This is a genomic window from Mycobacterium sp. GA-1285, assembly GCF_001499905.1.
GTDB lineage: Bacteria > Actinomycetota > Actinomycetes > Mycobacteriales > Mycobacteriaceae > Mycobacterium.
The window spans coordinates 44,778-59,922 of sequence record NZ_LQIS01000023.1; the positions used below are offsets into that span (position 1 = coordinate 44,778).

18 protein-coding genes are annotated in these 15,145 nt (G+C 65.3%); 14 read left to right on the top strand and 4 right to left on the bottom strand.

The genetic code is table 11. The annotated features are described in order from the left end of the window. Positions 1 to 7: 7 nt before the first annotated feature. Entirely contained in the window at positions 8 to 724 is a 717-nt protein-coding gene (locus AU193_RS13940) for a GAF domain-containing protein (RefSeq protein ID WP_064422960.1), read from the bottom strand. 493 nt (positions 725 to 1,217) lie between these two features. Here AU193_RS13940 and AU193_RS13945 point away from each other — a divergent pair, with 493 nt between their 5' ends. The 12 genes from AU193_RS13945 (at position 1,218) to sppA (ending at position 10,191) form a co-directional block, all read left to right on the top strand. Further along, positions 1,218 to 3,569 (top strand): arylsulfatase, encoded by a 2,352-nt coding sequence (locus AU193_RS13945; RefSeq protein ID WP_064422961.1) that lies wholly within the window; start codon positions 1,218 to 1,220, stop codon positions 3,567 to 3,569. 374 nt (positions 3,570 to 3,943) lie between these two features. Continuing rightward, positions 3,944 to 4,312, top strand: coding sequence for a 50S ribosomal protein L14 (rplN, locus tag AU193_RS13950; RefSeq protein WP_064422962.1), 369 nt, complete (start codon positions 3,944 to 3,946; stop codon positions 4,310 to 4,312). Next, positions 4,313 to 4,633 (top strand): 50S ribosomal protein L24, encoded by a 321-nt coding sequence (gene rplX / locus AU193_RS13955; protein WP_064422963.1) that lies wholly within the window; start codon positions 4,313 to 4,315, stop codon positions 4,631 to 4,633. Between the two features lies 1 nt (position 4,634). Continuing rightward, complete coding sequence (gene rplE, locus AU193_RS13960) at positions 4,635 to 5,207, top strand: 50S ribosomal protein L5 (protein WP_064422964.1); 573 nt, start codon at positions 4,635 to 4,637, stop codon at positions 5,205 to 5,207. Between the two features lie 3 nt (positions 5,208 to 5,210). After that, a complete protein-coding gene (locus AU193_RS13965) occupies positions 5,211 to 5,396 on the top strand; it encodes a type Z 30S ribosomal protein S14 (RefSeq protein ID WP_059101363.1) in 186 nt (61 codons plus the stop codon). Positions 5,397 to 5,564: 168 nt separating this feature from the next. After that, positions 5,565 to 5,963, top strand: a complete 399-nt coding sequence (rpsH, locus tag AU193_RS13970) for a 30S ribosomal protein S8 (RefSeq protein WP_059165153.1) — start codon at positions 5,565 to 5,567, stop codon at positions 5,961 to 5,963. 21 nt (positions 5,964 to 5,984) lie between these two features. Beyond that, positions 5,985 to 6,524 carry a 50S ribosomal protein L6 gene (gene rplF, locus AU193_RS13975; protein ID WP_064422965.1) on the top strand — a complete coding sequence of 180 codons (540 nt, stop codon included), beginning with the start codon at positions 5,985 to 5,987 and terminating at the stop codon, positions 6,522 to 6,524. Between the two features lie 2 nt (positions 6,525 to 6,526). After that, positions 6,527 to 6,946 (top strand): 50S ribosomal protein L18, encoded by a 420-nt coding sequence (gene rplR, locus AU193_RS13980; protein WP_064422966.1) that lies wholly within the window; start codon positions 6,527 to 6,529, stop codon positions 6,944 to 6,946. Between the two features lie 34 nt (positions 6,947 to 6,980). Continuing rightward, positions 6,981 to 7,643 carry a 30S ribosomal protein S5 gene (gene rpsE / locus AU193_RS13985; RefSeq protein WP_064423144.1) on the top strand — a complete coding sequence of 221 codons (663 nt, stop codon included), beginning with the start codon at positions 6,981 to 6,983 and terminating at the stop codon, positions 7,641 to 7,643. A 2-nt stretch (positions 7,644 to 7,645) separates the two neighbouring features. Then, positions 7,646 to 7,834, top strand: a complete 189-nt coding sequence (gene rpmD, locus AU193_RS13990) for a 50S ribosomal protein L30 (RefSeq protein ID WP_064422967.1) — start codon at positions 7,646 to 7,648, stop codon at positions 7,832 to 7,834. Then, positions 7,834 to 8,277 carry a 50S ribosomal protein L15 gene (gene rplO / locus AU193_RS13995; protein WP_064422968.1) on the top strand — a complete coding sequence of 148 codons (444 nt, stop codon included), beginning with the start codon at positions 7,834 to 7,836 and terminating at the stop codon, positions 8,275 to 8,277. The genes rpmD and rplO overlap by 1 nt, the downstream gene beginning before the upstream one ends. A 117-nt stretch (positions 8,278 to 8,394) precedes the next feature. Beyond that, entirely contained in the window at positions 8,395 to 10,191 is a 1,797-nt protein-coding gene (sppA, locus tag AU193_RS14000; RefSeq protein ID WP_064422969.1) for a signal peptide peptidase SppA, read from the top strand. A gap of 8 nt (positions 10,192 to 10,199) precedes the next feature. Here the strand turns inward: sppA and AU193_RS14005 are convergent, their stop codons facing one another. Genes AU193_RS14005 through AU193_RS14015 form a run of 3 tightly spaced genes read right to left on the bottom strand, consistent with a single transcriptional unit; the run spans position 10,200 to position 12,994 of the window. Further along, positions 10,200 to 11,099 carry a class I SAM-dependent methyltransferase gene (locus tag AU193_RS14005; protein ID WP_064422970.1) on the bottom strand — a complete coding sequence of 300 codons (900 nt, stop codon included), beginning with the start codon at positions 11,097 to 11,099 and terminating at the stop codon, positions 10,200 to 10,202. 9 nt (positions 11,100 to 11,108) lie between these two features. Further along, positions 11,109 to 12,011, bottom strand: a complete 903-nt coding sequence (locus tag AU193_RS14010; protein WP_064422971.1) for a class I SAM-dependent methyltransferase — start codon at positions 12,009 to 12,011, stop codon at positions 11,109 to 11,111. After that, positions 12,008 to 12,994: a class I SAM-dependent methyltransferase gene (locus AU193_RS14015; RefSeq protein ID WP_064422972.1), complete on the bottom strand. Its 987-nt coding sequence runs from the start codon at positions 12,992 to 12,994 to the stop codon at positions 12,008 to 12,010. The genes AU193_RS14010 and AU193_RS14015 overlap by 4 nt, the downstream gene beginning before the upstream one ends. A gap of 265 nt (positions 12,995 to 13,259) precedes the next feature. Here AU193_RS14015 and secY point away from each other — a divergent pair, with 265 nt between their 5' ends. Both secY and AU193_RS14025 read left to right on the top strand, forming a co-directional pair. Next, the gene (secY, locus tag AU193_RS14020) at positions 13,260 to 14,600 is read left to right on the top strand and encodes a preprotein translocase subunit SecY (protein WP_064422973.1); all 1,341 of its coding nucleotides are present in this window, start codon (positions 13,260 to 13,262) and stop codon (positions 14,598 to 14,600) included. Beyond that, positions 14,597 to 15,145, top strand: coding sequence for an adenylate kinase (locus AU193_RS14025; RefSeq protein WP_064422974.1), 549 nt, complete (start codon positions 14,597 to 14,599; stop codon positions 15,143 to 15,145). Before secY ends, AU193_RS14025 begins: the two co-directional genes overlap by 4 nt.

A 15,145-nucleotide genomic window follows, 5' to 3' on the forward strand; every position in this document is an offset into this window, starting at 1 on the left:
TTCGCGCTCACGCGCTTGAAGTGGGATGGGGAGCGAATATCCGCTCCACCACGAGTTGCGCCAGATCGCTCAAGATCTGGACGTGTCCGGTGCTCCACTGCCTTGGCTTGCTATCGGACACACACAGCGTGCCGATGGCGTGGCCGGCATGATCGACCAGCGGTATGCCGAGGTATGCGGCCAGCGCGCCGCCACGGACCATCGGGTGGTTCATGAACACGGGGTCGGTTCGTGCGTCTTCGATGACCAGGGCGGCTCCGTCGGCAACGGTGTACTGGCAGATGGATTGGTCGAACGGCATCGCCCGTTCCTCGATGGAGAGATTTCCCATCCCGGCGGTGCTCTTGTAGAACGTACGGTCGGCGTCGACCAGGGTCACCGCGGCGAACGGGGTGTCCAACGCTTCTGCCGCAGCGAGGGTGATCCGGTCGTAGACCGGTTCTGGAGGCGAGTCGAGCAGTCCGGTGGAATGAAGAGAGCTCAGTCGGTCGGGGTCGGTGGTCACCGCCGACACGTCCGGCATGGAATCGCTGTCGAGCACCCCTGTTTCGGACAGGTGGGTGAGCAGTTCCTTCGCCGAGAGCTTGGTGCGCATCTGGTCGCAGACCATCTGTACGCCGACAGCACGTGCGACGTAGGTGTCCACGTCCGTGCCCGCATTGCGCGCGCACTCTTCGAGCCGGCGGTTGAGCCACTCATCGAAGCGCCGAAACGACCTAGTCACAGGTGCGAACGGTATACGAACTGGCTGGTCCTCGCGTGTGAGTCGAAGATAGAAACACGTGAGCGCATCACCACAACTGCCACGGCTTTGCTCGAAATACGCGGCGCACCTTCGGTGAGAGGTCCCGTCACCGGCTGGGCGATTCTGTTGGCGATGCCGTCGAGCAGTTGACTCAACCCGGATCCGAAGTCAAACGGGACGTTGCCGGCGCAGTGCTGGCGCTGTCGGTCATCACCAACCGGACTTGGACGCCGGTCATCCATGTGTCATTTCATCCCTTGCAGGACAGCACTTTTGGCAGGAATGCCCGACCACTTCTAATGGTTGGCCGCTGGAATGGGCGCATGGCTGGGTTGGACGGTTCGTCTCGGGATCACGCGGTGCTGGCTGACCAAGCGACCGGCGATGGCGTCGTCGTCGAATCGTCAGCTAACCGACACGTCCCCCGTGTAATCTCCGGGCCAACTGCGACGCGACACCGGACGAGGCGGGCATGGCGACCGAATTCAAGGGCAAGATCGAACTCGACATCCGAGACTCGGAACCGGACTGGGGCCCGTACGCCGCACCGTCGGCTCCCGAAGGCGCCCCAAACGTGCTCTACCTCGTCTGGGATGACATCGGTATCGCCACATGGGACTGCTTCGGCGGCCTCGTCGAGATGCCCACCATGAGCCGTATCGCCGAACGCGGCGTTCGACTCTCGCAGTTCCACACCACCGCGCTCTGCTCGCCGACCAGGGCTTCCCTGTTGACCGGCCGCAATCCGACCACGGTCGGCATGGCGACCATCGAGGAGTTCACCGACGGCTTCCCCGGCTGCAACGGGCGGATCCCTCTCGATACCGCGCTGCTGTCCGAGGTGCTGGCCGAACATGGATACAACACGTACTGCGTGGGTAAATGGCATCTGACGCCGCTCGAGGAATCCAATCTCGCATCGACCAAACGACATTGGCCTCTATCGCGCGGCTTCGAGCGGTTCTACGGGTTCATGGGCGGCGAGACCGACCAGTGGTATCCGGATCTGGTCTACGACAACCATCCGATCGCGCCACCGGCGGCGCCGGAGGAGGGTTACCACCTGTCAAAGGACTTGGCGGACAAGAGCATCGAGTTCATCCGCGATGCGAAGGTCATCGCCCCCGACAAGCCGTGGTTCTCCTATGTGTGCCCCGGGGCGGGGCACGCTCCCCACCACGTCTTCAAGGAGTGGGCCGACCGGTACGCGGGCAAGTTCGACATGGGTTACGAGCGATACCGCGAGATCGTGCTGGAAAACCAGAAGAAGCTCGGCATCGTTCCCGCCGACACCGAACTATCACCGATGAATCCGTACGAAGACGTCAAGGGACCCAACGGTGAACCGTGGCCGACGCAGGACACGGTGCGGCCGTGGGATGAGCTCGGCGACGACGAGAAGCGCTTGTTTGCGCGCATGGCCGAAGTGTTCGCCGGATTCCTGTCCTACACCGACGCGCAAATCGGTCGCATCCTCGATTACCTGGAGGAGTCCGGTCAGCTCGACAACACGATCATCGTCGTCATCTCCGACAACGGTGCGAGCGGCGAAGGCGGCCCGAACGGCTCGGTCAACGAAATCAAGTTCTTCAACGGGTACATCGACACAGTCGAGGACGGTTTGCGTCTTCTCGACAACCTCGGCGGGCCAGAGACCTACAACCACTATCCGACCGGTTGGGCGATGGCCTTCAACGCACCGTACAAACTCTTCAAGCGGTACGCCTCACACGAAGGAGGCATCGCCGACCCCGCGATCATCTCCTGGCCCAAAGGGATCGCCGCACACGGCGAGGTACGAGACAGCTACATCAATGTCTGCGACGTCACGCCGACGATCTATGACCTTCTGGGTATCACCCCGCCGGAAACGGTCAGGGGAGTGGCGCAGAAGCCGCTGGACGGCCTGAGTTTCGAAGCGGTGCTGAGGGATTCGTCGGCGACGACGGACAAGCACACACAGTTCTACACGATGCTCGGAACTCGGGGGATCTGGCACGACGGCTGGTTCGCCAACACCGTTCACGCCGCGTCCCCGGCGGGCTGGTCACATTTCGACAGCGACCGCTGGGAGTTGTTCCACATCGAAGCCGACCGCAGCCAATGTCACGATCTGGCCGCCGAAAACCCGGACAAGCTCGAAGAACTCAAGGAGCTGTGGTTCTCCGAGGCCGACAGGTACAACGGGCTGCCGCTTGGCGATCTGAACATCTTCGACACGATATCCCGGTGGCGGCCGAGCCTGGCCGGCCAGCGTGGCTCGTACCGTTACTACCCGGGCACGGCCGACGTCGGTACCGGCGCTGCGGTCGAGATATCGGGGCGGTCGTTCGCGGCCATGGCCGAGATGACGATCGACACGGCAGGCGCGGAAGGCGTGATCTTCAAGCACGGCGGCGCTCACGGCGGTCACGTGATGTTCGTCCAGGACGGGCGGCTCCACTACGTCTACAACTTCCTGGGTGAACAGGAGCAACATATGGCCTCACCGGATGCGATTCCCTCGGGGCGGCACACATTCGGGGTCGCCTACGTGCGTACTGGAACTGCGGAGGGGAGTCATACGCCCCTCGGAGACGCTGCTTTGTATGTCGACGAGCAGCAGGTCGCGACGTTCACCGGGATGCGGGTGCACCCGGGAACGTTCGGTCTTGCCGGTGCCAGCCTGAGCATCGGCAGGAACGCCGGATCCCCGGTTTCGCGGTCGTACAAACCGCCGTTCGCGTTCACAGGGGGCACCATCGCTCAGGTGAACATCGACGTCTCGGGTAAGCCGTACCTGGATCTGGAGAGGGAGTTCGCGCGCGCCTTCGCGAAAGACTGAGGACTCATGAAGGACCCCGCCGGGCCTGCGTTCGCGCTGATGTGGAAGACCCCGTGGGAGCTTTCTGGATATGGGCACGCTCGGGGCGAGCGAGCGTGCATGAAGTGTCGAAGATCCGCGGCGTGTCGGCGACAAACGCGCTCGCTCGCGGTGCTGGGGATGGGCGTGATCAGCGGCGATTTGGCTTCCTGCAGGTCCTCCCATAGAATCAAGCGGTTGCCTTGGGCAGACCTCGGTTCTCTTCGAGAAAACCCCGCGTGCCCTTCGGTGACAGCAAGACCGCGCACGTCAGGTCGGTATCTGGCGTGCATACAAACCAGGTCGCCCGGTGGGGCAGGAGCGCCAGCGACCGGGGGCTAGGTTGAGGAGATCGAGTGATTCAGCAGGAATCGCGGCTGAAGGTCGCCGACAACACGGGTGCCAGGGAGATCCTGTGCATCCGCGTGCTCGGCGGCTCGTCCCGGCGCTATGCCGGCATCGGCGATGTCATCGTCGCGACCGTCAAGGAGGCCATTCCCGGCGGCAACATCAAGCGGGGCGAAATCGTGAAGGCCGTCGTCGTGCGGACCGTCAAGGAACGCCGACGCGCCGACGGCAGCTACATCAAGTTCGACGAGAACGCCGCGGTCATCATCAAGGCCGACAACGACCCGCGCGGCACCCGCATCTTCGGCCCCGTCGGCCGAGAACTGCGCGAGAAGCGCTTCATGAAGATCGTCTCGCTTGCTCCGGAGGTGTTGTAGATGAAGGTCCACAAGGGCGACACGGTCCTGGTCATCTCCGGTAAGGACAAGGGCGCCAAGGGCAAGGTGCTGGTCGCCTACCCGGCCCGCAACAAGGTCCTCGTCGAGGGCGTCAACCGGATCAAGAAGCACACGGCGGTGTCGAGCAACGAGCGAGGCGCCCAGTCCGGCGGCATCGTCACCCAGGAGGCGCCGATCCACGTCTCCAACGTGATGGTCGTGGACTCCGACGGCAAGCCCACCCGCATCGCGTACCGGGTTGACGAGGAGACCGGCAAGAAGGTCCGCATCGCCAAGACCAACGGCAAGGACATCAACTGACATGACCACCGTCGAAAACACCGCAAAGACCCTCCCGCGCCTCAAGCAGCGTTACCGCGAAGAGATCCGCGACGCGCTGTCCAAGGAGTTCGGCTACGCGAACGTCATGCAGATCCCCGGCGTGGTCAAGGTCGTCGTCAACATGGGCGTCGGGGACGCCGCCCGTGACGCGAAGCTGATCAACGGCGCGGTCAACGATCTCGCGCTGATCACCGGCCAAAAGCCGGAGATCCGCCGCGCGCGTAAGTCCATCGCCCAGTTCAAGCTCCGCGAGGGCATGCCGATCGGTGCTCGCGTCACGCTGCGCGGCGACCGGATGTGGGAGTTCCTCGACCGGTTGATCTCGATCGCACTGCCGCGTATCCGCGACTTCCGCGGGCTGTCGCCCAAGCAGTTCGACGGCACCGGCAACTACACCTTCGGGCTCACCGAGCAGTCGGTGTTCCACGAGATCGATGTGGACTCCATCGACCGCCCCCGTGGCATGGACATCACCGTCGTCACCTCGGCGACGACCGACGACGAAGGACGAGCGTTGCTGCGGGCGCTGGGCTTTCCGTTCAAGGAGAACTGAGTTATGGCAAAGAAGGCATTGGTCAACAAGGCCAACAAGAAGCCGAAGTTCAAGGTGCGCGCCTACACCCGCTGCCAGCGCTGCGGGCGTCCGCACGCCGTCTTCCGCAAGTTCGGCCTGTGCCGGATCTGCCTGCGCGAGATGGCACACGCCGGCGAACTGCCCGGCGTGCAGAAGAGCAGCTGGTAACCCAGCTCGACCAGTCCAACCAAACAGGTTGCGGCAGGCCCGAATACCCGGGAACCACCGCGAGAAAGGTGAACCGGCTGTCATGACCGCGATGACGACGATGCGGTGGGGGCGCCCCCCGCAGCGGAGCTGCGAGGGGGACGCAGCGACGAGGAGGAGCAGCGCACGATGACTATGACGGACCCGATCGCAGACTTCTTGACACGTCTGCGCAACGCCAATTCGGCGTACCACGACGAGGTGACCTTGCCCCACTCCAAGATCAAGGCCAACATCGCCGAGATCTTGAAGAAAGAGGGCTACATCGCCGACTACCGCACCGAGGATGCGCGGGTCGGCAAGTCGCTTGTCGTGCAACTGAAGTACGGCCCCAGCCGGGAGCGAAGCATCGCCGGTCTGCGCCGCGTGTCCAAGCCCGGACTGCGGGTGTACGCGAAATCCACCAACCTGCCGCGGGTTCTCGGCGGCCTCGGCGTGGCGATCATCTCCACGTCGTCGGGGCTCCGGACCGACCGCCAGGCAGCCCAAGAGGGCGTGGGCGGCGAAGTCCTCGCGTACGTGTGGTAGGCGAGAAGGAGTAGAGCTCAAATGTCGCGTATTGGAAAGCAGCCGGTGCCGGTGCCCAGCGGGGTCGACGTGTCGATCGACGGGCAGAACGTGTCGGTCAAGGGGCCCAAGGGCACTCTCGAACTGGCGGTGGCCGACCCGATCCGGGTCGCCCGTGACGACGACGGCGCCATCGTGGTGACGCGCCCCGACGACGAGCGGCGCAGCCGTTCCCTGCACGGTCTGTCGCGCACACTGGTGGCGAACCTGATCACCGGTGTCACCGAGGGTTACACCACCAAGATGGAGATCTTCGGTGTCGGTTACCGCGTGCAGCTCAAGGGCTCCAACCTCGAATTCGCGTTGGGCTACAGCCACCCGGTGACGATCACCGCCCCCGAGGGTGTGACGTTCGCGGTGGAGACACCGACGAAGTTCTCGATCTCCGGCATCGACAAGCAGAAGGTCGGCCAGGTCGCGGCGAACATCCGCCGCCTGCGCAAGAGCGATCCCTACAAGGGCAAGGGCATTCGCTACGAGGGCGAGCAGATCCGCCGCAAGGTCGGAAAGACAGGTAAGTAGAAATGGCTTCAACCACAAAGGATCCGGCATCGGCAGCACCGACGCGCAAGCCCGTGGGCCAGAACATCTCGCAGACCCGGCGGGTCGCGCGACTGCGTCGGCATGCGCGGTTGCGCAAGAAGATCTCCGGTACGGCCGAGGTGCCGCGGCTGGTGGTCAACCGTTCGTCGCGGCACATCCACGTGCAGCTGGTGAACGACCTGGAAGGGACGACACTGGCGGCGGCATCCTCCATCGAGGCCGACGTGCGGGCCGTCGACGGCGACAAGAAAGCCCACAGCGTGCGGGTCGGTCAGCTGATCGCCGAGCGCGCGAAGGCCGCTGGGATCAACAAGGTCGTGTTCGACCGCGGTGGTTACACCTACGGCGGACGGATTGCGGCGCTGGCCGATGCGGCACGCGAAGGCGGGCTGGAATTCTGATGACTGAGGTCAACACAATGGGAAGGACTGCATGATGGCCGAACAGGCAACAGCCGGCGGCCCCCAGGACGGCCGAGGGTCGCGGGGCGACCGCGACGGTCGTGGCCGCCGCGACGACCGTGGCGGTCGTGGCCGCGACGGCGGTGACAAGAGCAACTACCTCGAGCGCGTCGTCTCGATCAACCGCGTCTCCAAGGTGGTCAAGGGTGGTCGACGATTCAGCTTCACCGCGCTGGTGATCGTCGGTGACGGCAAGGGCATGGTCGGCGTCGGATACGGCAAGGCCAAGGAAGTTCCGGCGGCCATCGCCAAGGGCGTCGAAGAGGCACGCAAGAACTTCTTCCGGGTTCCGCTGATCGGCGGCACCATCACCCACCCGGTGCAGGGGGAGGCCGCCGCCGGTGTGGTGATGCTGCGTCCGGCCAGCCCCGGTACCGGCGTGATCGCCGGCGGTGCGGCCCGCGCGGTGCTGGAATGCGCCGGCGTGCACGACATCCTGGCCAAGTCGCTGGGTAGCGACAACGCGATCAACGTGGTGCATGCCACGGTTGCCGCGCTGAAGCTGCTGCAACGTCCCGAAGAGGTCGCGGCCCGCCGCGGCCTCCCGATCGAAGACGTGGCGCCTGCGGGCATGCTGCGGGCGCGCCGAGAGGCCGAGGCGCTCGCCGCGTCGGCTGCGCGTGAAGGGTCGTCATAACCATGGCAGAGCTGAGGATCACCCAGGTACGCAGCACCATAGGTGCGCGTTGGAGACAGCGGGAGAGCCTGCGGTCGTTGGGGCTGCGCAAGATTCGCCAGTCGGTCGTGCGTGAGGACAACGCGCAGACGCGCGGCCTGATCAAGACCGTGCATCACCTCGTCAAAGTTGAAGCAGTAGAGGCCTCATAATGACACCTATCAAACTGCATGACCTGAAGCCGGCGCCCGGTTCGAAAACCGCCAAGACGCGTGTGGGTCGCGGCGAGGGTTCGAAGGGTAAGACCGCGGGTCGCGGCACCAAGGGAACCAAGGCGCGCAAGAACGTTCCGGCGACGTTCGAAGGCGGTCAGATGCCGATCCACATGCGGCTGCCGAAGCTCAAGGGCTTCCGCAACCGCTTCCGCACCGAATACGAGGTCGTCAACGTCGGCGACATCGACAAGCTGTTCCCCAAGGGCGGCGACGTCGGAGTGAACGAGTTGGTGGCCGCGGGCGCGGTGCGCAAGAACACGCTGGTGAAGGTGCTCGGCGACGGCAAGCTCACCGTGAAGGTGAACGTCACCGCGCACAAGTTCAGCGGCAGCGCCCGCGAGAAGATCACCTCGGCGGGCGGTTCGGCGACCGAGCTGTAACCCCACCGTCGACCGGGAGCCCCTGCCGTGAAGGTAGGGGCTTTCGTGTTCGGTTCAGGTAGTCGCGAGTTCCCTCGGCTGGGGCGAGGCGCGCCGTGGCGTCGGTACGCTCGAACCATGTTCGCTTTTCTGCCCGGCATCTCCGGTCTTCCCGGGCTCGACGACGCACGTGCGCTGGCTCGGCGCATCGACACCGCCCGCCACAACGGCGTCCCGAACGGTTGCGTGCTCGAACTGGATCTGACGTCGGTGCCGAGCGAGACCGGTGGGTTCGACCCGCTCGCGTTGATCTCCGGATCCGGGCGCCCGTTGCTACTGGGGGAGGCCGTCGCGGCGATCCACCGGGCAGCCGAGGACGACCGGGTGGCCGGCTTGATCGCTCGGGTGCAGCTGCCGGCTGCATCGCCGGGCCCGGTGCAGGAATTGCGTTCGGCCATCGCGGCGTTCAGCGATGTGAAGCCGTCACTGGCATGGGCCGAGACCTATCCGGGCACCCTGTCGTACTATCTCGCGTCGGCGTTCCGCGAGGTATGGATGCAGCCGGCGGGCACGGTGGGGTTGGTGGGGTTCGCGACGAACGCACTGTTCCTGCGCGGGGCCCTCGACAAGATCGGACTCGAGCCGCAGTACATCGCACGGGGTGAATACAAGTCCGCCGTAAACCGTTTCACCGAGGACGGTTACACCGAGGCCCATCGCGAGGCCGACGAGCATCTGATTCAGAGCCTGCACGCCCAGGTGGTCGAGGCGGTCGCGGAGTCGCGTCACATCGAGCCCGAAGAAGTAGACGCGCTCGCCGACAAGGCGCCGTTGCTGCGCGACGACGCCCTGGCCGGCAGGCTGATCGACCGAGTTGGTTTCCGCGACGAGGCGTACGCGCGCATCGCCGAACTGGTTGGCGCACCGGACTTCACACCCGGGGCGGACGCGGACTCCGACGACGCACCGCCGCGACTGTTCCTGCCGCGGTATGCGCGGGCGACGGCGCATCGCGCGGGCCTGCCCAGACCACCCATCCCCGGCCGCAAGAAGGCAACCATCGCGGTGGTGACACTGCACGGGCTAATCGTCAGTGGTCGGAGCGGCACGCAGCCGGTGCCGCTGGGCAGTTCGAGCGTGGGCGGAGACACGATCGCCGCGGCGCTTCGTGAAGCCGCGTCGGCAGATGAAGTGTCGGCGATCGTGCTCCGGGTGGACAGCCCCGGCGGTTCAGTATCGGGATCGGAGACCATTTGGCGTGAAGTACAGCGGGCTCGTGACAAGGGCAAGCCGGTGGTCGCGTCGATGGGTGCGGTTGCGGCATCGGGCGGCTATTACGTGTCGATGATCGCCGACGAGATCGTCGCCAATCCCGGCACCATCACGGGGTCGATCGGTGTGATGGCGGGGAAGATGGTGGCCCGCGAGCTCATGGGGCGTCTCGGTGTCGGCTCGGGGACGGTCCGCACCAACCGCAATGCCGACGCGTGGTCGCTCAACGAGCCGTTCACCGACGAACAACGCGCGCATGTGGAAGCCGAGGCTGACCTGGTCTACACGGATTTCATCGAGCGGGTCGCCGTGGGCCGCAAGATGAACGTCGAGGCCGTCGACGCCGTCGCGCGGGGTCGGGTGTGGACCGGCGCGGACGCGCACGAGCGCGGCTTGATCGACGATCTCGGCGGCCTGCGCGACGCGATCACGAGGGCGAAGGTTCTGGCAGGGATAGACGCTGACGCCGAGGTGCGCATCGTCTCGTATCCCGGTTCTTCGCTGCTGGACCGGCTGCGGCCCAAGCCGTCTTCGCAGCCGGCGGCATCGCTGCCGGACGTGGTCGTCGGCCTGCTCGGGCGGTCCGTGGCGCAGTTGGCCGACCAGACGGAGCGGTCGCTCAGTGGCGTTAGCGCCTTGTTGTTCGGCGATTACCGGTTCTAGCGAGAGAGTCAGCGCTTGATCGCCGACAGGTAGCTCATGTCGCTGAACAAGCCGATCGTGCTGTCCTCGTCGAACGTGAAACCGTTGGCGGCGTAAGCTTCCGGCATCTTCTGCGTCGTGACGTCCCAGCCGCGCTCGGTCAGATAGTCGACGACGTCATTGCGCTCACCGTGGAATATGAGCTCGCCCATCTCGATGTTCTGCCCGTACGCCCGGAGCCTCTCGGCGATCTCGCGGGAGCGCTCGTCGGAGAACATGCTGACGTCGGGGATGTGCTCGGTCGCCACCCGGCTACCCGGCGCGCTGAACTCGTCGATCCGGTCGAACAGGAGGTCCTGAGCCTCGGGCGGCAGGTAGATCAGCAAACCCTCGGCGATCCACGCGGTCGGCTTCGTCGGATCGAAACCGTTGTCCAGCAGCGCTTTTGGCCAGTCATCGCGTAGATCGATCGCCGCCACGCGCCGGTCGGCGGTCGGTTCGACCCTCAGTGCCGCCAGGGTGTCGCTCTTGAAGGCGATCACCTCCGGCTGGTCGAGTTCGAAGACGGTGGTGTCCGTCGGCCACCGCATACGGTAGGCACGGGCGTCGAGCCCCGCCGCCAGAATCACTGCCTGGCGGACACCTGCTGCCGCGGCGTCGGTGAACAACCGATCGAAATGGCGGGTGCGCACGGCCATTCCCTCGGCGGCGCGGCGCGTGTTGAAGCGAGGGTCGATGGCGTCCAGCGATATCTCGCCGTCGAGCGCCCGGATGAAGAAGTCCAGGCCGACCGCGCGCACCAGAGGTTCGGCGTACGGATCATCGATCAGGCCCTCGCGGTGGCTCAATACGCGCTGTGCGGCGACCATCGTCGCCGTCGAGCCGACGCTCGATGCCAGATCCCAGGTGTCGTTGTCGGTGCGGGCCATTCGTGCTCCTCAGTTGCGGGTCGCGACGATCGCGAGCGAATCACGCATCGGCGCAAGCAATTCCGTATCGGGGAATTCTCGGCCGTATTCGGCGAACACCTCGGGCCGGCTCTTGGTGGACACCTGCCACCCGTGTTCGGTCAGATATTCGACGACGTGGCGGCGCTCGCCCTCGTAGAAGAGGTGCGAGATGTCGAGGTGGACGCCGTTATCACCCCACTGCTTGCTGATCGCCCTGCTGCGTTCGCCGATCGTCGCTGCGGCGTCGGGATGGTATTCGGTGGCGAGCTTGCTGCCCGGCGGACTCAGCGTGCCGATATCGTCGAACAGCTTGTCCTGTGCTTCGGGCGGCAGGTAGACGAGCAGTCCCTCCGCGCTCCACGCGGTCGGCCGAGTGGCATCGAATCCGCTGTCCTGCAATGCCTTCGGCCAGTCTTCGCGCAGGTCGACACCGACGGTGCGCAGCTCGGCCGACGGGGAAACCCCCAGCGAGGACATCGTCGCGGTCTTGAATTCGATCACCTGCGGCTGATCGATCTCGTAGACGACGGTCCCGTCGGGCCACGGCAGCCGGTAGGACCGCGAGTCCAGTCCCGACGCCACGATCACCGCCTGCCGAACGCCTGCGGTCGTCGCGTCGATGAAGAAGTCGTCGAAGAATCTCGTGCGCACCGCGATCATCCTCGCCATGAACTCGGCCCCGGCGCCGTCGATGTCGTTGCCTAGGGTGCCGCCGTCGACCAGGCTGGTGAAGAAGTCGATGCCGACCGCACGCACCAGCGGTGCGGCGTATGGATCGTCGAAGAGCGGATCGTCCTCGCGGCTGGCGATCGCCCGCGCAGCCGCGACCATCGTGGCCGTGGTGCCCACGCTCGATGCGAGGTCCCAGCTGTCCGAATCGGTGCGGCTCACCTCTCGAGTATCCCGCTGATGTACTGCATCTCATCGAACCTGCCGGCTCCGTCGTCCTCGGGCAGCGGCGGCAGACCGTTGTCGGCCAGCAGATCGCCGATTGTGCGGCGGGTCAAGCGCCAGCCCCGCTCCTCGAGGTAGGCGCCCGCTTCGTTGCGGTCGCCGATGTAGACGAGTTCGGCGAAGTCGAGTTCGAAGCCGTGTCGGCGCCACCGCTGCGCTGATTCCTGCATCCGGGCCAGCATCTTCTCCCGGTCGGCGGGGTCGCTGCTGGAGGGGCCGCTCTCGACCGCCACCCGGCTACCGGGAGCGCTCAACGCGGTGATCGTGTCGAGCAACGTGTCCTGTGCCTGGGGAGGTAGATACCCGAGTAGGCCCTCGGCGCTCCATGCGGTCGGCAGGGCCGGGTCGAAGCCAGCCGCCGCGAGCGCCGCCGGCCAGTCGAATCGGAGGTCGATCGCCACGGCCCTGCGCTGGGCGGTCGGTTCGGCCCCGAGATCGGTCATTGCCTGACTCTTGAACGCGATGACGTCGGGCTGGTCGATCTCGAAGACCGTCGTCCCGGCCGGCCAGGCCAACCGGTATGCGCGCGCGTCGAGTCCCGATGCCAGGATCACCGCCTGCCGGACACCACTTTCGGCGGCTCCCGTTGAATCGCCACCTCCGGTGGCGGCGACGAAGAACTCGTCGAAGAACTTCGTCCGCACGGCCATGTTGTCGGTCATCCGCGCCATTCCGACCGCCGCCCCCGAATCCGAGGCGTCCGCGTCGAGGTCCTCGAGCTTGAGTTCGCCGCTGACGAGGCGAGTGAAGAAGTCCACGCCCACGGCCCGCACCAACGGCTCGGCGTACGGATCGGATATCAGCGCGTCCTCGCCGGTGCTGGCGATCGCCCGCGCGGCCGCGACCATCGTCGCCGTCGCGCCGACGCTCGATGCGAGGTCCCAGGTGTCTCCCTCGTACCGTGGGCCCGTATGTGCCATCTCCGACTCCTGACGCCATTGATTAGTGGATTTAACGAGAATGGTTCCACGGTATGTTCTCGCCCTGAGAAGTCGCTGTGAGGGCGGGACCATCAGCGGGATGCGGGCCAACCGGGCCCCAACTGTTACTCTCGTAGACTGTTTGACGGGTAACTCTGCAGGCTGCGCGCTTGACGGGGGTCCGCACACGACTTAACCAAGACGCTGGTCGAATCCAGCCCCATCCGCACGCCGCTATCAACAGGCCGGCTGCGCAGGAGGAAGAGTGCTTTCGGCTTTCATCTCTTCACTCAGGACGGTCGACCTGAGGCGAAAGATCCTGTTCACCTTGGGCATCGTGATCCTTTATCGGGTCGGGGCGTCGATCCCGTCTCCCGGGGTGAACTACCCGAACGTGCAGCAGTGCATCGCCGAGGTCACCGGCGGCGAGTCCGGACAGATCTACTCGCTGATCAACCTGTTCTCCGGTGGCGCGCTGCTCCAGCTGTCGGTGTTCGCCGTCGGTGTGATGCCCTACATCACCGCGAGCATCATCGTGCAGCTGTTGACCGTGGTGATCCCGCGGTTCGAGCAACTGCGGAAAGAAGGCCAGTCCGGCCAGGCCAAGATGACGCAGTACACGCGCTATCTGGCCGTTGCGCTGGCCATCCTGCAGAGCACGAGCATCGTGGCGCTGGCGGCCAACGGCGGCCTGCTCCAGGGCTGCTCGCTGGACATCATCCAGGGTCAGAGCGAGGGGCTGAACATCTTCACCCTGGTCGTGATGGTGCTGGTGATGACCGCCGGCGCGGCGCTGGTGATGTGGATGGGCGAGCTGGTCACCGAGCGCGGGATCGGCAACGGCATGTCGCTGATCATCTTCGCGAGCATCGCCTCGGCGATTCCGGGCGAGGGCCAGACCATCCTCGAGAGCCGCGGCGGCCTGGTGTTCGCCCTGGTCTGCGCCGGAGCGCTGGCCATCATCATCGGCGTGGTGTTCGTCGAGCAGGGCCAGCGCCGGATCCCGGTTCAGTACGCCAAGCGAATGGTCGGCCGCAAGATGTACGGCGGCACCTCGACCTATTTGCCGTTGAAGGTGAACCAGGCCGGCGTCATCCCGGTGATCTTCGCCTCGTCGCTGATCTACATCCCCCAGCTCATCACCCAGTTGATCCAGAGCGGCAGCTCCAATCCGAACAGCACCAACTGGTGGAACAGGTTCGTCGCGAGCTACCTCACCGATCCGAGTAGTCCCGCGTACATCGCGATCTACTTCGGGTTGATCGTGTTCTTCACCTACTTCTACGTCTCGATCACGTTCAACCCGGACGAACGCGCCGACGAGATGAAGAAGTTCGGCGGCTTCATCCCGGGCATCCGGCCCGGCAAGCCCACCGCCGACTACCTGCGCTACGTGCTGAGCCGAATCACCCTTCCCGGATCCATCTACCTCGGTCTGATCGCCGTGCTGCCTAACCTGTTCCTCTCCGTCGGGAGCTCTGGCCCGGTGCAGAACCTGCCGTTCGGTGGTGTGGGCGTACTGATCCTCGTCGGGGTCGGCTTGGATACCGTCAAACAGATCGAGAGCCAGCTGATGCAGCGCAATTACGAAGGGTTCCTGAAGTGAGAGTCGTTCTGCTCGGACCGCCCGGCGCCGGCAAGGGGACACAGGCCCAGAAGCTCTCCGAGAAGCTCGGAATCCCGCAGATCTCGACGGGGGACCTCTTCCGTCAGAACATCGGCGACGGCACGCCGCTCGGCCTGGAAGCCAAGAGCTACCTCGACGCCGGCGACCTGGTGCCCTCGGAGCTGACGAACAAACTGGTCGAGGACCGCATCGAACAACCGGACGCGGCCGACGGTTTCATCCTCGACGGCTATCCCCGTTCGGTGGAGCAGGCCAAGGCGCTGGACGACATGCTCACGCGCCACGACACCAAGCTCGACGCGGTGCTGGAATTCAAGGTCTCCGAAGACGAGCTGTTCAAGCGGCTCAAGGCCCGCGGCCGCGACGACGACACCGAAGACGTGATCCGCAACCGCATGCAGGTCTACCGCGACGAGACCTACCCGCTGCTCGAGTACTACCGCAGCAACAACCTGCAGCAGGTCGACGCGGTCGGTGCTCTCGACGAGGTCTTCGCGCGGGCGCTGCAGGCCCTCGGTAAGTAA

Bases quoted from the DNA above. Each gene is read 5' to 3' on its own strand.
- AU193_RS13945 (WP_064422961.1), top strand. From the start codon at position 1,218: ATGGCGACCGAATTCAAGGGCAAGATCGAACTCGACATCCGAGACTCG.
- rplX (WP_064422963.1), top strand. From the start codon at position 4,313: ATGAAGGTCCACAAGGGCGACACGGTCCTGGTCATCTCCGGTAAGGAC.
- rplE (WP_064422964.1), top strand. From the start codon at position 4,635: ATGACCACCGTCGAAAACACCGCAAAGACCCTCCCGCGCCTCAAGCAG.
- AU193_RS13965 (WP_059101363.1), top strand. From the start codon at position 5,211: ATGGCAAAGAAGGCATTGGTCAACAAGGCCAACAAGAAGCCGAAGTTC.
- rpsH (WP_059165153.1), top strand. From the start codon at position 5,565: ATGACTATGACGGACCCGATCGCAGACTTCTTGACACGTCTGCGCAAC.
- rplF (WP_064422965.1), top strand. From the start codon at position 5,985: ATGTCGCGTATTGGAAAGCAGCCGGTGCCGGTGCCCAGCGGGGTCGAC.
- rplR (WP_064422966.1), top strand. From the start codon at position 6,527: ATGGCTTCAACCACAAAGGATCCGGCATCGGCAGCACCGACGCGCAAG.
- rpsE (WP_064423144.1), top strand. From the start codon at position 6,981: ATGGCCGAACAGGCAACAGCCGGCGGCCCCCAGGACGGCCGAGGGTCG.
- rpmD (WP_064422967.1), top strand. From the start codon at position 7,646: ATGGCAGAGCTGAGGATCACCCAGGTACGCAGCACCATAGGTGCGCGT.
- rplO (WP_064422968.1), top strand. From the start codon at position 7,834: ATGACACCTATCAAACTGCATGACCTGAAGCCGGCGCCCGGTTCGAAA.
- sppA (WP_064422969.1), top strand. From the start codon at position 8,395: ATGTTCGCTTTTCTGCCCGGCATCTCCGGTCTTCCCGGGCTCGACGAC.
- AU193_RS14005 (WP_064422970.1), bottom strand. From the start codon at position 11,099: ATGGCCCGCACCGACAACGACACCTGGGATCTGGCATCGAGCGTCGGC.
- AU193_RS14015 (WP_064422972.1), bottom strand. From the start codon at position 12,994: ATGGCACATACGGGCCCACGGTACGAGGGAGACACCTGGGACCTCGCA.